Annotated in this window: 6 protein-coding genes; all 6 read right to left on the bottom strand. The window is 67.8% G+C overall.

Annotated elements, in window-relative coordinates; genetic code table 11:
* Positions 1-91 precede the first annotated feature (91 nt).
* The 6 genes from INQ40_RS05900 to acnD all read right to left on the bottom strand — a co-directional run bounded on the left by INQ40_RS05900 (position 92) and on the right by acnD (position 15,932).
* Positions 92-2,032, bottom strand: coding sequence for an AAA family ATPase (locus tag INQ40_RS05900; protein WP_194342223.1), 1,941 nt, complete (start codon positions 2,030-2,032; stop codon positions 92-94).
* Positions 2,029-5,637, bottom strand: coding sequence for a UvrD-helicase domain-containing protein (locus INQ40_RS05895; RefSeq protein ID WP_194342222.1), 3,609 nt, complete (start codon positions 5,635-5,637; stop codon positions 2,029-2,031). Before INQ40_RS05895 ends, INQ40_RS05900 begins: the two co-directional genes overlap by 4 nt.
* Complete coding sequence (recC, locus tag INQ40_RS05890) at positions 5,634-9,338, bottom strand: exodeoxyribonuclease V subunit gamma (protein WP_194342221.1); 3,705 nt, start codon at positions 9,336-9,338, stop codon at positions 5,634-5,636. The genes INQ40_RS05895 and recC overlap by 4 nt, the downstream gene beginning before the upstream one ends.
* A gap of 440 nt (positions 9,339-9,778) precedes the next feature.
* Positions 9,779-11,905, bottom strand: coding sequence for a M13-type metalloendopeptidase (locus INQ40_RS05885; protein WP_194342220.1), 2,127 nt, complete (start codon positions 11,903-11,905; stop codon positions 9,779-9,781).
* A 141-nt stretch (positions 11,906-12,046) separates the two neighbouring features.
* The gene (prpF, locus tag INQ40_RS05880) at positions 12,047-13,234 is read right to left on the bottom strand and encodes a 2-methylaconitate cis-trans isomerase PrpF (protein ID WP_194342219.1); all 1,188 of its coding nucleotides are present in this window, start codon (positions 13,232-13,234) and stop codon (positions 12,047-12,049) included.
* 46 nt (positions 13,235-13,280) lie between these two features.
* Positions 13,281-15,932 carry a Fe/S-dependent 2-methylisocitrate dehydratase AcnD gene (gene acnD, locus INQ40_RS05875; protein ID WP_194342218.1) on the bottom strand — a complete coding sequence of 884 codons (2,652 nt, stop codon included), beginning with the start codon at positions 15,930-15,932 and terminating at the stop codon, positions 13,281-13,283.
* Positions 15,933-16,029: the final 97 nt, after the last annotated feature.

Below are 16,029 nucleotides of genomic sequence, written 5' to 3'. Positions count from 1 at the left end.
ATGCGATGAGCCTGTGTGCTCCGGGCGCGGACCTTGGAAGGGTGACCGTCGCAAAGCGCGCGCGTGCCTTACGCCGCCGACGCCCGCGGCGCTACGACGACTGGCTTGCGTCCAGCCTGGCGCGCAGACCGCTCGAGCGGCGAGCGGGGGTTGAGATCGCGCGACGGAGCACCGCGTCCGATGCCCATAGCTGCACCTTTTGCCGGGCGCGAGATATCCCGGTGTAGAGCAGTTGCCGGGAGAGGATCCGGTTGTCGGGATCCGGCGGCAGCAGCACGGCGACTTCGCGGTACTCCGATCCCTGGCTCTTGTGGATCGTGATGGCAAATCCGCCCTGGTGGTCCGGCAGGCTGCCCGGCGCGAAGCAGACCGCCCGGCGGCTGCGCTCGGTCGCTGGCGCCGCGGCATCATCGTCGATCGCGCTGCCTGCGGACGCGGCGCTGGCTGCGGACACGGCAACGGTGACCGCAAACCAGACCCCCAACACGCCGTCAGCATCCTCCAGGCAGATGCCGACATCGCCGTTGAACAGCCCGGCGGTGTAATCGTTGCGGGTGATCATCACCGCGCGACCGGGGTACCACTCGCCCCGGGTGAGGGAAAGCGCGTCGTCCGATGAAGCGGCGCAAACCAATGACTCCAGGTGGCGGTTGGCCGCCTCGGCGCCGAATTCGCCTTCACGCAAGGCGCACAACAGTTGCCGATCGCGCAGACCGTCCAGAGCCCCCAGGACGGCGACCTGGTCCGGTGCACCGTCCCCGCCACGCGGCAGCGGCGAGAACGCGCCCGCTGCGCGCAATCCATCGGCCAGGCTTCGGGCCCAGCTGGCCAACGCGGCGTCCAGCTCGTACGGGGCGCCGATCTGCACGCGCCGCACCTGATCACCGGCGTCGATGACAGCGCGCTCGAACGCGTCGATGTCACCAATGCGCACTGCTTCATTGAGTGGCAGCAGCGACTGGTCGGCGCGAAAGCTGTGCGAGAGCCGGACCAGACCGGGATCGGCCGCTGCCTCCATCGCGCCGACCAGATCCAGCAATACCGAACCGGTGCCTACCGAGGTCAACTGGTCGGCATCGCCGACGAGGATCAGGGCGGCATCCTCGCGCAATGCCTCCAACAGATGGCGGAGCATCGCCAGGTCGACCATGGAGGCCTCGTCGACGATGACGATGTCGGCAGGCACGGGATTTCCCGCGTGGTGCACGAACCCGCCGCCATGTCCGCGGCTTCCCAGCAGTCTGTGCAAGGTGCTGGCAGGCGCGTTGAGCGATGCGTCCAGCCACGGGTGCCAGTCTTCGGGCAGCGGAGTCTGGCCGTCACGCATCAGCTTGGCGCCGTCGCGCAGCGACTCCGATAGACGCTGCGCCGCCTTGCCGGTTGGCGCGCCGATACGGACGACCGCCGGAGCGGCGCCTGATCCCGCGCGGCGCTTGAGCAGCAGCATCAGCATGCGCAGGACGGTCGTGGTCTTGCCGGTGCCGGGTCCGCCGGTAAGCACAAACAGGCGTTTGCCCGGGACCTGCGCCACGGCGGCGCGCTGCGCGGCCACGCGCCCGCTTCCGTCCCCATGGAACAGCACGTCGATGTCGGCCGAACTACCCTCAGGCTCGGTCCCGGCGCCTGCGCGACGCGTATTGGCATGCCGCGCCACGACGCCCTCGTGCAGGTGGTTGCGCAGCAGGTAGAAATACCCGCTATCGACCACGAACGGCGTGGCTGCGACTGCCGGCGCGGCTTGCGTGGACCCGGTAGTCACCACCGTCACCATTGGGTCGGCCATGACCTGCTCCATGGCGTCATCCTCCAGCGGCGGCATTCCATGGCGGCCGGCGGCCTCGCCACGCAGCGGCAGCGCGCTGTCGCCGTGACCGTCGGCCAGGCTGGCCCAACCCGCCAACTCCGCCAGCGCCGCGCAGCCACCGTGCGCCCTCACCCAGCGCGCCACGGTGTGATCCAGCATCCGCCACGCCTCGGGCGGAGCCGGCTCGTTCGCCGGTCGGCGGAAGTGATAGGTGGCTGGAGCGTTCACGCGGCCACCTCGGTGCGGGTTTCGCCCAGAACGCTGCCGACCGCGTCCAGCAGTGGATCGGGAAACCGGTGTCGCCAGATCCCGGCATCCGGTGCCAGCCCTGCCGCGCGGACAAACAGGTACACGCATTCGCCCAGGTGTCGCGACCGGTCATAGCCGGCACCAAGGCGCTGGCGCAGGTAGCGGTCCACGGCGAGCGTGTACAGCAAAGCCTGGAAGCGATACCGGCTCCGGTCCATCTGCTCAAGCAATGCGCTGCCCATGTAGTTCCCCAAGGAGTCGCCCAGGTAGTTTCCTTTGTAATCAAGGACGTAAAACCTGCCGTTACAGTGAAATGTCAAGTCGATCTTGCCGTTCATCAGGCCGCTCAGAACACGCTGGCTGGTCGGCACCAGTTGCGGCTCTCCGTGGGCCGCGCACGCTTCGCGGAGGTCCGCCATGGAGACCGCGTCGAGGGCGAAATGAAATCCCATTTCCGCACGAAGGTCGGTTTCGGCCAGGTCCGCGAGCGACAGATCAGGATGTCCCTGAAGTCCCAGCGGTGCCTCCAAAGCACCCTGCAGTCGCCGGGCGAGCGTTTCGGTCAGCGGCGACTGCGCGGGGTCCTTGCGACGCACCCCGGAATCACCCAGATACCGCTCCACCAGCGGAAGCTGGGCGGTGATCGGCTCGCCAATTTTGCGGAACTCGAATACGGCGTGGACGGCGTTGCCGAAATCCGTGCCGCGGACGTCCGCCAGCGCGAGAAGTTCGGGATGTGGCGCGGCGGATAGCTGCTCGGGCACCGCCGCGCTCGAGCCCGCCGCGGTGGTGGCCTCGGTCTCGTCCCCGGCAGCGGCCTCCGGATTGATCGCTTCGCGCTGTTCGCCGTGGGTCAGCGTGGTGAAGCTGTGCTTTCCCGGCAGCGGGCCGATCGGCCATGCCGGCATGGGGCGCGCGGTGCGTTGCCGCGTCGTCCTGGTTGCGTCGGGCACATAATGCTGGCGTTCCTTCGGAAGCCAGCCCTGCCTCCACTCGATCCGCGTGGCCTGGGCTTCCAGTTCCGTGCTGCCCAGCGGTGACGACAGGCGCGTCAGCATCACATCCAGCGCGCTGCGTTTGGTGGCTAGCAGTGGCGACTTCGCCGTTGCACTCGCCGGTCGCTCCACGTCCAGGGCGAACACGTGGCACGCATAAATGGCGCGGGTCAGCGCCACGTACAGCACGCGGAACCGTTCGTCCTGCAGTTCCTGCAACCTGGTCGCAGCAGCCTCAGGCGAGCGCTCGACACGACTGGCCCCGGTGCGCGGATCGGTGAGGACATGCATCTCGCCACCGGTTTTTTCGCCGTGGTTCCACATCAGCGGCAGGAACACGATCGGAAATTCCAGGCCCTTGCTGGCATGCAGGGTCATCAGGCGAACCCGCGCGCTGTCGGACTCGATCCGCAGCTGCGCTGCTTCAACGGCGTCATCGCCGGAGTCGCCCTCGCCGTCCCGGCATTCGGCCAGCCAGCCCAGCAACTCCTCGAAACCCGGATCCTCCTCGGACCGCGCCTGCAGCAGCTCGCCCAGGTGGCGCATGTCGGTCAAAGCGCGCTCGCCGGCCAGGGTCTGCAGGTAGCGCGGTGCCATGTGCGTGATCAGCTGCTCGACTACATGCAGCACGCCGCGACGCTGCCAGTCCAGATGCCATTGGCGGAACTGCCCGGCCACCGCCTGCCAGCGCAGAACGTCGTCGCCCCATTCCTGAAGCTCGCTGAAGCTGGTGCCCCACAGCCGGGTTGCAGCCGCGGCGCGAAGCGCGCCGAGCTCGCCGGGATAGGCCACGGCGTACAGGACGGTCTGCAGGTCGCGGGCGATATCGGTGGCAAAAACGCTGCTGCGGGTGCTGGTGACGCAGGGGACGCCGCGCGCACGAAGCTCGTCGCGCAGTGCGGTGATGTCCCTGGCCGTCGGCAGCAGTACCGCGATATCCGAGGGCTCCACAGGGCGTCCGGCAATGCGGTGGGCTCGCGACTGCAACATCCCCGCGATCTGGTCCGCGCAGGCGCGCAGGGCTTGAGCGCGACGCTCCGGCTGGGATGGCGCCGCCGGGATTTGGTGGTGGATTACCAGCGGCTTGCCGCAAGGGTCCCCTTCAACGATGTAGGGCGTCGCGCTCCGGCGTTTGGAGGCTTTGACCGGGCTGCAGCGGATCTCAGTTGCATCCAGCGCGCTCAGCCGATTTCCGGCCACCGCGTAGAACTGGTTGATGGCATCCACCAGCGCCTCGCTGGAACGGTGGTTGGTGTCCAGGGTAAGCCGGTCGCTGGCGCCGGCGCTGGCCGCCGCGCGCTGGTAGGCGTGGATGTCCCCGCCGCGGAAGGAATAGATCGCCTGCTTGGGGTCGCCAATCATCACCAGTCGGCCACGCGGGGCGCCACCGGCATCGCGGTAAACCGCGTCGAGGATGCCGTACTGCAGCGCATCGGTGTCCTGGAATTCGTCCACCAGCGCCACCGGCCAGGCGTCGTGCAGCGCATCAGCCAGCGGGCGCTCGCTGCCGGCCGCCTCGCGTACCAGCGCGTCGCTGACGGTACTGATCAAGGCATCGAAGGTGAGCTGGTGGCGGGCAGCGAGCCGCGACCGGATCTCGCCGCGCGCCACCGCTGCCAGCTCGCGCCAGAAGCTCATCTGCAGACCCTGGATGGCGGGGACGCACGCCTCGGCAAACTGGCCCGCGGCCAGAAGCTCGGGATCCTTCTCGCATGCTCTTTTCAGCCCGGTCAGCTTCGAGGCCTCGGCCAGTCGCTTGCAGCTGTCTTCGGAAGGGAGCCGCGAATGGTCCTTCAGCAGTTCGAGCAGTTCGGCGAGCACGCGCGGCAACGCGGCGTTCTTGGCGAACGTATCGACGCTGCCCGCGACGATGTCCTCCAACTTACGTATCCAAGCGGGGTCAAGCGCCGCCTCGATTTCCGCGGACGGCATGCCGCCGACCGCTACGCCCTGCCCGAGGCAGATCTTGAGCTCCCTGCGCAGGCGCGCACGGTTCAGGTTGCCGGCGCGGCCGGCGAGCAGCACCAGCGGGTCGCTGTCGCCCCCCTGCTGCAAACGACGCCACAGGTCGCTTGCCACCTCGTCCAGCAGGGTGTCGCTGGCGATCATGTCGCCCATCACGAAGGCCACGCCACAGGCGAACGGGTGGTCGGCGAGGATCCTCCGGCACAGGCTGTGCAGGGTGCTGATCGGGGCGGCGTCCATCTCCGCCAGTGCGAGGCGCAAAGCCTGCAGGTCCCTGGATCGCGCGTCGGCGTCCTGCTGCCAGCGTTCGTGCAGCCACAACGCATCGGGGCCGGCATCGGCCGGGACAGGCTCGGCGGATTCGGCGAGCTGCACGGCCCAGCGCAGCTTGCCGCGCAAGCGTTCGCGCAGTTCCTGTGCGGCGGCTTCGGTGAACGTCGTCACCACCACCTGTCGCGGCGACCGGCCCTGTTCGAGCAACAGGCGCAGGTAGAGGACGGCAATGGTCCAGGTCTTGCCGGTGCCGGCACTGGCCTCGATCAGGCTGCGCCCGCCTGGTGCCAGGTCCAGGTCGCGCCAGTCACGAGCGGGGGCCTGAGCGTGCGCGCAAACCGTCTCGTTCATTGCTGCCTCTCCATGCAAGCAGATTCGTCGGCGGTCGCGTTGTGCCGCAGCGGCGATGCCATGTCGATGCATTCGTGAAGCGCCAAGGCAAAGCGGTGCAGTTCGGCCAGCTCGTTGCTGCCGCCGGCGAAATCCACGCCACCGGCCAGCAGCCCGCTGTAGCCGGGCGCGTAATCGCGCTCGCCGGTGCCGCCGTCGTGCGTCGCCACCCAGATACTCTCGACGTTTGCGGGCGCTGGCTCGCGATCATCCTGCCCGCCGGCACCGCTGCGCGGACTGACCGTGGGTTGGATCGCCTTCCAGGCGATTTTTGGAAAGTACCAGCGTGGCCTGCACTGCGCCTGCTGCCACCAGTGCAGCAAGCGCGAGAGCCGCCGCTGCAGATCGCTCAGCAGCTGCGATCGTTCATCCGTCGCTGCCTCCACAAAGGCCTCGTCCCAGGCGTTCAGCGCGCCGGACCAGCCTGGAATCTCGTCGTCGACCAGCATCGCCAAACGCACCGTCGGCATCCGCCCACCGCCGCCCGCCGTATGCACGCGCAGCAACGCCCAGTCCATGAACATCGGCACGCGGTCCTTGAAATCCAGATCCTTCTCCGCCTTCAAAGCGCCACCCTGGCCGGGAAATGCGCGCAGCATCTGCCAGTGTTCGCGGCCCTCATGGCTGAGCCGGTACACGTGACCAACCTGACCGACCAGTGCGACATCCCCGATGGGCTGATCAATCACCACGCTGACCGGCGCCGGCACGCCATGCTCGAACGCCGGCAGATCGCCCAGCCGTTCGAGCAGTTTTGCCACCGCCGCCGCGGAGTCTTCCCAGGCCTGCACGCCCGGCCTCCCCGGCGGCATGATGCCGCCCAGGCGCAGCCAGTCCGGCGCACGTTCGGGCGGCCACTGCGCATCCGGCCAGGCCGGCAGCGCATCGTTGAAGAACAGCTTCCGCGGCACCGAATCCAGCGCGCCAAACCGGGGATCGACCGGCTCCTCGCTGGGAAGGCGATCATCCACCAGCGCGTCCAAGCTGATCTGCATGCGCCGGCCCAGCACCTGCGCGGCGGGGTCGCGGTAGTAGGCCTGTACCTCCCGCAATGCAACCGGGCCCTCGAGAACCACCTCGCCGGTGCCGTCGAGACCGAGGAACGGGGCGACGTCGGGGTGTGCCCCCTGGGCATGCATCGCGGCGAAGTCCTGTTGATAGGAGAACAGGCGCGGGTCGCTGCCGTCGTAATAGCGGGCATCGAAGGGCTGCAGCGGGTGACGGATGATCCACGGCCGCGGCGTGTCGGTGTCGTCAGCGACCAGGCCGGCGGACGCATCCAGCACCGCCAGCAGCTCCGACAGCGGCTGCGCAGGGTTTCGCGGCTTGCCGTCCATCACCCCTTCGCCCAGGTAACTCAGGTGCAACCGCTCGCGGGCCGACATCAGGGTTTCCAGGAACAGGTAGCGGTCGTCGCTGCGCACGTCACGGTCGCCGAGCCGCCGATAGCGCGCCATCAGGTCCAGGCCGGCGTCGCTGCTGTTGCGCGGAAACTCGCCGTCGTTCAGGCCAAGCACGGCGACCACCTTGAAAGGGATCGCCCGCTGCGGAACCATCCCGCAGAAGGTGATGCCGCCCATCAGGAAGCGCTGCCGCTCCGGCGCAGCGGCGAGGCGTTCGACCAGCAGGTCGCGGACGACGCTGAAGTGCAGCTCGGGGTCGACCTCGGCTTTCGCGGTTTCCGTCGCCAGCGTGCGGATGAAACCCAGCAGCACGGCCCTTGCGTCGCGGGCGTCGGCGTCCATCAGGTCGATCCGGAACATCGCCTCGAATCGGCGCTCCAGTTCCTCCGCCCAGGCGCTCGCCGGACGGGATTCGTCGGCGAGATCACACAGCGCCTGGATCTCACGCAAGAGGTGATCCAGCGCGCCCAGATGGGCGGCGGCCGGCCCGTGGATGCCGGTCAGCGGCGCAATGGCGACGCCGCCCGGCAGGGCCACCGATGGCTGGTGCTCGATATCGGCGCGGTCCGCCATCAGATAGCCGGCCATCATCCGGTCCATCGACCAGCCGAAGGTGTGCTCGGCGATCGCCGGCACGCCGAAGCGGCTGCGGAATGCCGGGTCCAGCGCCCACGCCACGCGGCTCGTCTGCAACCAGCCGCTCAACTCGTCCACCGCCGCGGAGTCCAGGCCCAGGCGAGCGGCGACCTCGGGGATGGCCAGCAGATCCACCACCTCGGGTGCGGTGACGCGGGTGCCGGGCAGATCGAGCAGTCGCTGGAACGCACCAAACAACGAGTGGCTGCGCGCCACCGAAACATCGGCCAGGTGGTACGGCAGGCGCTCCCCGCCGTGCCCGGCGACACCGAACACGGCGGGAATCAGCGGCACATAGGAGCGGATGTCCGGCGCCATCACGACGATGTCCGCCGGACGGATCGGCTCGCCGTGCTGGTCGGTGCTTTCTATTGCGTCGAGCAGCTGGTCGCGGAGGATTTCGAGCTCACGCAGGCGGGTGTGGCTGGCATGAACCCGCAACGACGCGTCGGCGATCTCACACTCGATGACCGCTGGCTGCCGGAGCTCCACCGCCTCGGGCAACGGCGCCAACGCGCGGATGCTTTCCTGCACGCGCTGCAGTCGGTTGACCGGCGACGAGATCTCCTCGTCGGCGCGGTGGCGCACGTCGGCCAACACGTCGTCGCTGCCATCGGCCAGCGCCATGATGAAGTGCTGGCCCATCCGGCCCCAACTGGCCAGCAGCGGATTGTCCTGCTCGATCCAGTAATCGCCTGCGCCGGCGCTTTCCAGCCCGGCCAGTTCCTCTTCTCGGCGCTGCTGGATCTCCGCCACCGTGTTGCCCAGGCCACCCCAGTACTCACGGCAGGGATCGGGGACGTACATCGCCATCAGCCGGTGGCGGGCCGCGGCGCGGATCACCGCCAACTCGGACGGCGCCAGATGACTGACGCCAAAGACATGCAGCGCATCACCGCCACCGTCGTTGCGGTCCTGCAGTCGGTCGATGAGGCTGGCGACGACGTCGCCGCGGTGCGGCCCCAGCTGCGCGCGCAGATGCCGCCAAAGCGGCGCCAGCAGGCGCTGCTCGGTGGAACTCATGCGGGGATCGCCACCCTGACCGGTGACCGCGTCCAGGCGCCCGTGCTCCCAGGCGTTGAGCCAGTCCGGTCGGTAGACCAGGTACTGGGAATAGATCCGCGCCATGCGGTCGGCGAGCTGGAACCGGCGCCGCGCCACGTCAGCGCCGGCATGCCGCGCGTCGGCGTCCGCCGGCTGGAGGTAGGACGCGATGCGCGCATCGGTGACACCAATCGTATCCAGCCCGCTGCCGAGCAGTTCATGGATGTTCCAGCGCAGGTGCTCGCGCTGATAGCGCGGCAGCGACACCGCCTGCTGGCCCAGCTGCCGCTCCGCCAGGTTGCCGATCCACGTGCTCGGCAGCTGGATGTCGAGGTTGGCCACAATGCCTCCCGGTCCGTAGGCGCGGGCCAGCGCGCCGTTCAGCCACTGCTTCATGCCCGGATGCGCGGCGATGATGGTCTGCGGGGCCAGCACATTGGCCGGGCGGGTCACCGCCAGCAACTCGCGCAGCGGACCGAGCAGCATTTCCAGCCGGCTGGCACGGTAGATCACCAGACCGGTGGTCTGCGCCGCCCCCTCCACTTCCCGCAACTGTCCGCGCTTGTCGACTGACGTCACCGCACCGCCCCCCGGTCATGAGGCTCGAAGGATAGCGTCCGACGGTCGCAGCGGCTGAGACCTGGGTGGGCGGGCGTGACCTGTATACCTTCCCGGCGAATGTCCCCCGGCTTCCGCCTGCGGCGGATGCCTCCTCCTTTATTTCGCCCGGAAGATATACAGGCCCCGCCCGTGCTGGTCGGTTTGCGCTTTTACAAACTACCGCCACATCGGATCGGGGGTGAATGCCCTTGACGGCGAAATAAAGGAGGAGGCACCGGCTTCACCGGTGCCGGGGGACATTCGCAGGCAAGGGCATTCACCCCCGGCGCCCCGCTCACCCAATACCCCGCAGATGAGGCGGTCGGCACGCGAATCGCACAAGAAAAAACCCGGACCGACGTGGCAGCCCGGGTTTATGCAAGCGATGCGTCAGTAACCAACGCATCGCAATGCCAGGATCACCAGATGCGGACGCGATCCTCGGGCGCGATCCACAGCGCATCGCCCTGCTTGACGTCAAACGCGTCGTACCAGGCATCGATGTTGCGCAGCGGCGCGAACGCGCGGATGTGGCCCGGCGAGTGCGTGCCGTTGACCAGCTGCTGGCGCAGCGCATCGTCGCGCCACAGCGTCCGCCAGACCTGCGCCCAGCCCATGAAGAAGCGCTGCTCGCCGGTAAAGCCATCGATCACCGGTGCTTCCTTCCCATCCAGCGAGCGCCGGTAGGCTTCCAGCGCGATGGTCAGGCCACCCAGGTCACCGATGTTCTCGCCCATCGCGACCTTGCTGTTGATGTGCATGCCGGGCAATTGCGGGAACTCGTAGGACTCGTACTGCGCGCCGAGCTTGGCCGCCTGGGCCTCGAACTTCGCCGCATCCTCCGACGTCCACCAGTCGCGGAGCAGGCCGCTGCCGTCGGACTTGCGTCCCTGGTCGTCGAAGCCGTGGATGATCTCGTGGCCGATGACACCACCGATGCCGCCGTAGTTCACCGCCGGATCGGCGTCCGGATCAAAGAACGGTGGCTGCAGGATCGCGGCCGGGAACACGATCTCGTTCTTGACCGAGTTGTAGTAGGCGTTGACGGTGTGCGGGGTCATGCCCCACTCCGCCTTGTCGACCGGCTTGCCGATGCGCACGCGTCGGTAGTCCCACTCGAACTGCGCGGCGCGCACGGCATTACCCAGAACATCACCCTTGGCAACCTTGAGGTCGCTGTAGTCGCGCCATTCGTCGGGGTGGCCTATCTTCAGCCCGAAGCCCTTGAGCTTGGAGTGCGCTTCGGCCTTGGTGGCCGGGCTCATCCAGTCGAGCTGGTCCAGACGCGCACCCATGGCGGCCTTCACGTTGGCGACCAGCGCGTCCATCTTGGCCTTGGCGTCGGCGGGGAAATACAGCTTGACGTAGTCGCGCCCGATCGCCTCGCCCATCGCCGAGGACGTGTAGCTCACCGCCCGCTTCCAGCGCGCCGCCTGCTCGGGCTGGCCGGACAGGAACTTGCTGCGGAACTCGAACTCGGCGTCGGCAAACCGGCTCGACAGCATCGGTGCGGCGTTGTCGATGGTGTGGAACGCCTGCCAGGCCTTCAGCGTGTCCAGATCGCTGTCGGCAAAGATCTTCGCGATCTTCGGCAGCGCGGTGTCCTGGCGGATCACGCCGTCGGTCGCGTAGTCCAGGCCGGCGGCCGTCAGGTAGGTCTGCCAGGGGAAGCCGGCGGCGACGGTGTCGAGCTTGTCCAGTTCGACCGGGTTGTAGGTCTTGTCGCGGTCACGGCTTTCCGCGCGCGTCCAGTGGGCCTTGGCGATCTCGGTCTCCATCTTCATGATCGCGTCGGCATTCGCCTTGGGATCGGCCCAGCCGCCCAGCTCCAGCAGCTGTGCGATGTATTGGACATAGCGCTCGCGCTGCGGCGCGAACTTCTCGCCCAAGTACATTTCCCTGTCACCCAGGCCGAGGCCGGACTGGCTGAAGTACAGGGTGTAGACGTCGGGGTTGCGCTGGTCATCGGAGACGTAGCTGCCGAAGAAGCTGCGGCCCAGGCTGGCGCTGCTCTCGCCCATCAGGCGCGCAATCGCATCCTTGTCCCTGGCGTTGCGGACCGCGTCCAGATACGGCTGCAGCGGCTTGTCGTCGAGCGCCTCGACGGTCTTCTCGTCCAGGTAACCCTGATACAGCGCGGCCAGCTTGGCCGCGTCGCCGCCGGTGGCCGGATCGGCTTGGGGGTAGCTCTCCAGCAACTGGTGCACACGCTTCTCGGACAGGTCGCGCAGGCCCAGGAACGAGCCGTACATCGACTTGTCGGCCGGGATTTCGGTCTCTTCGGCCCACTTGCCACTGACGTAGCCGAAGAAGTCATCGCCCGGACGCAGATCGGTGTTCATGCCGTCGGTGTCGATGCCCCAGGTACCAAAACGACTCGCCGAGACGGCCGCCGTGTCGGCGCTGCCACCGGCGTTGGCGGGCGCGGCATACAGCGCGCGCAGGTCGCAGTTGGCGTCAAGGCAGCGGTCGGTGGCGTTGGCGGCCAGCGGCGCGCCCAGGGTCAGGGCGACAGCGGTCGCCGCAAAAAGCAGGGTCTTTTTCAAGGAGATCTCCGTAAATGAATTCAGATGACGCAAAAAGCCATGCCCCGTTCTAACCGACGAGGCCCGCAAACGTCAGTGCCAAAGGCTGGGGGCCGAGCCGTCCAGTGAGCCTGGAGGAGTGCCCGCTGGGCAGGAGCTCGCTCAGAACGCGTCTGCGGGTACCCTCACCCGGCCTTCCATCAACACGCGCGCGCTGCGGCTCATGATGGCCTTGGTGACCTGCCACTTGCCGTCCACCTGCACCGCTTCGGCGCCGACCCGGAGCGTTCCCGACGGATGGCCGAAGGTCACCGCCGTCCGATCGCCGCCGCCCGCCGCGAGGTTCACCAGGGTGCCCGGAACCGCTGCCGCGGTGCCAATGGCGACCGCCGCCGTGCCCATCATCGCGTGGTGCAGCTTGCCCATCGACATCGCGCGCACGTTGAGGTCGATGGCGTCGGCGGCGATGCCTTTGCCGCTGGACGCGGTATAGGCGGCCGGTGGTGCGACGATCGCGACCTTGGGCGTGTGCTGCCGGCCTGCAGCCTCGTCGATGCGCGCGATGAGGCCCATCCGCACCGCGCCGTAAGCACGGATGGTCTCGAACATGGCCAATGCCTTCGGGTCGCCATTGACCGCGTCCTGCAGCTCGGTGCCGGTGTAGCCGATCGAGTCGGCGTTGATGAAGATGGTCGGGATACCGGCGTTGATCAGTGTGGCCGGGAACGTGCCGACGCCGGGAACCTCCAGCTCATCGACGACGTTGCCGGTGGGGAACATCGCCCCGCCCTCTTCGCCGTCATCGGCCGGATCGAGGAACTCCACCGCGACCTCCGCCGCCGGGAAGGTCACCCCGTCCAGCTCGAAGTCGCCGGTCTCCTGCACCTCGCCCGCCGTCATCGGCACGTGGGCGATGATGGTTTTGCGGATGTTGGCCTGCCAGATGCGCACCGTGCAGATGCCGTCCGCCGGCACCCGGGCCGCATCCACGAGTCCGTTGCTGATCGCGAACGATCCGACCGCGGCGGTGAGGTTGCCGCAGTTGCCGCTCCAGTCGACAAACGGCTTGTCGATCGCGACCTGGCCAAAGAGGTAATCGACATCGTGATCCGGACGCGTGCTGGCGCTGACGATCACCGTCTTGCTGGTGCTAGAGGTCGCCCCGCCCATACCGTCGGTCTGCTTGCCGTAGGGATCGGGACTGCCGATCACCCGCAAAAGCAACGCGTCGCGGGCTGCGCCGGGCACACGTGCGACCTCCGGCAGGTCGTCAAGCCGGAAGAACACACCTTTGGAAGTGCCGCCACGCATGTAGGTGGCAGGAATGCGGATCTGGGATTCGTGGCTCATGGACGATTCCGGCTACTGGCGAGGAAGGAGGATGACCGGACCGGGGTCAGGCGTTTGCGGTGCTTACCGCTTCCGCGCTCTTGCCAGCGCTGCCGCCGGACGACGCCAGGAAGTCCTGGGCAAACCGCTGCAGCACCCCGCCCGCCTCGTAGATCAGCAACTCGTCATCGCTGTCCAGACGGCACATCACCGGCACTTCGATCCGGCCGCCGTTGGCGCGATGAATGACCAGCACCAACTCCGCGCCGGGCGCCGGCGCACCCATGACGTCAAACGTCTCGGTGCCATCGATCCCCAGCGTGTTGCGGTCGGTGCCGGGCTGGAACTGCAGCGGCAGCACGCCCATGCCGACCAGGTTGGTGCGGTGGATGCGCTCGAAGCCTTCGGCGACGATCACTTCCACGCCGGCCAGCCGCACGCCCTTGGCCGCCCAGTCGCGCGAGCTGCCCTGGCCGTAGTCGGCACCGGCGATGATGATCAGCGGCTGCTTGCGCTCCATATAGGTCTCGATGACGTCCCACATGCGCATCACCTTGCCTTCCGGCTCGAGCCGGGCCAGCGAGCCCTGGCGCACCGAGCCGTCCTCGTTGCGCACCATCTCGTTGAACAGCTTGGGGTTGGCGAACGTCGCGCGCTGCGCGGTCAGGTGGTCGCCGCGGTGGGTGGCGTACGAGTTGTAGTCCTCCTCGGGCACGCCCATCTTGGTCAGGTACTCGCCGGCCGCGCTGCTGGCCATGATCGCGTTGGATGGGGACAGGTGGTCGGTGGTGATGTTGTCGCCCAGCACCGCCAGCGGCCGCATTCCGGTCATGCTGCGCTCGCCGGCCAGCGCGCCTTCCCAGTACGGCGGACGACGGATGTAGGTGCTCATCGGGCGCCAGTCGTACAGCGGGTCGACCTGCAGCCCGGCTAGGCCGCTGCGCGCGAACATCGGGTCGTAGACCTGGCGGAACTGCTCGGGCTTGACGCTGGCAGCGACGATCGCATCGATCTCGGCATCGTCGGGCCACAGATCCTTGAGGGTGACCGCCACGCCGTCCTTGTCGATACCCAGCACATCCTTCTCGATGTCGAAACGAATGGTGCCGGCAATGGCGTAGGCGACCACCAGCGGCGGCGAGGCCAGGAACGCCTGCTTGGCATAGGGGTGGATGCGGCCGTCGAAGTTGCGGTTGCCCGACAGCACGGCGACCGAGTACAGGTCGCGCTCGATCAGTTCCTTCTGGATCACCGGGTCAAGCGCGCCGCTCATGCCGTTGCAGGTGGTGCATGCGAAGCCGACGATGCCGAACCCGAGCTGCTCCAGCTCCGGCAGAAGTTTGGAGTCCTCCAGATACAGCTGTACCGCCTTGGAACCCGGGGCCAGCGAGGATTTCACCCACGGTTTGCGGGTCAGCCCGCGGCGGTTCGCGTTGCGCGCTATGAGGCCGGCGGCGATGACGTTGCGCGGGTTTGAGGTGTTGGTGCAGCTGGTGATGGCGGCGATGATGACCGCGCCATCGGGCAGCAGGCCGTCGGCTTCCTGCGCCTGGGCCTTGTCCAGGTCCACCGCGATGCCGCGCGCGGCCAGATCCGACGTGGGCAGGCGCTTGTGCGGGTTGGACGGGCCGGCCATGGTCCGCACCACCACGGACAGGTCGAAAGTCAGCTTCCGCTCGTACTCGGCGGTCACCAGATCATCCGCCCACAGGCCCGTGTGGCGCGCGTAGGTTTCCACCAGCTTGACCTGCTCGTCGGCGCGGCCGGTCAGCTTCAGGTAGTCGATGGTCTGCTGGTCGATGTTGAACATCGCCGCGGTCGCCCCGAACTCCGGGGTCATGTTGGAGATCGTCGCGCGGTCGCCCAGCGTCAACGCCGTCGCGCCGTCGCCGAAGAACTCCAGATAGGCGCCGACCACGCGCTCGTTGCGCAGGAACTCGGTCAGCGCCAGCACGATATCGGTGGCGGTGATGCCCGGCTGCGGCTTGCCGGTCAGCTCGACGCCGATGATGTCCGGCAGGCGCATCCACGACGGCCGGCCCAGCATCACGCTCTCGGCTTCCAGACCGCCGACGCCGATCGCGATCACGCCCAGCGCGTTCACGTGCGGGGTGTGGCTGTCGGTGCCGACCAGCGTATCCGGCGAGGCCACGCCATCGACGGCCTGGATCACCGGCGACATCCGCTCCAGGTTGATCTGATGCATGATCCCGTTGCCCGGCGGGATCACATCGATGTTCTTGAACGCCTTCTTGGTCCAGTTGATGAAGTGGAACCGGTCAAAGTTGCGGCGGTCCTCGATCGCGCGGTTCTTGGCAAACGCGTCGCGGTCGAACCCGGCGTGCTCCACCGCCAGCGAGTGATCGACGATCAGCTGCGTCGGCACCACCGGATTGACCTGCGCGGGATCACCGCCCTGCTCTGCGATCGCATCGCGCAGGCCGGCCAGGTCCACTAGCGCGGTCTGGCCGAGGATGTCGTGGCAGACCACGCGCGAGGGAAACCACGGGAAATCCAGATCACTGCGTCGCTCGATCAGCTGCAGCAACGACGCGTCCAGGGTCTTCGGATCACAGCGCCGCACCAGGTTTTCCGCGAACACGCGCGAGCAGTACGGCAGCCGGGCGTAGGCACCGGGGCGCAGCGCATCCACGGCGGCGCGCGCATCGAAGTAGTCCAGATCGGTGCCCGGCAGGGGCTTGCGGTTGGCTGTGTTCATGGTCGGCGTTGGGGTCCTCGTTGGCGGATGGCGTATCGACGTCCGCGTGGCGCGCGGGACGGGTCGATGAACACCCGACAGTATAGTTGGCCTGCCC

The organism is Lysobacter sp. H21R4 (assembly GCF_015277535.1).
Taxonomy (GTDB): Bacteria; Pseudomonadota; Gammaproteobacteria; order Xanthomonadales; family Xanthomonadaceae; genus Novilysobacter; species Novilysobacter ciconiae.
Note: the sequence above shows the minus strand (reverse complement) of the source record. Positions and strands in the feature narration are given on the sequence as shown.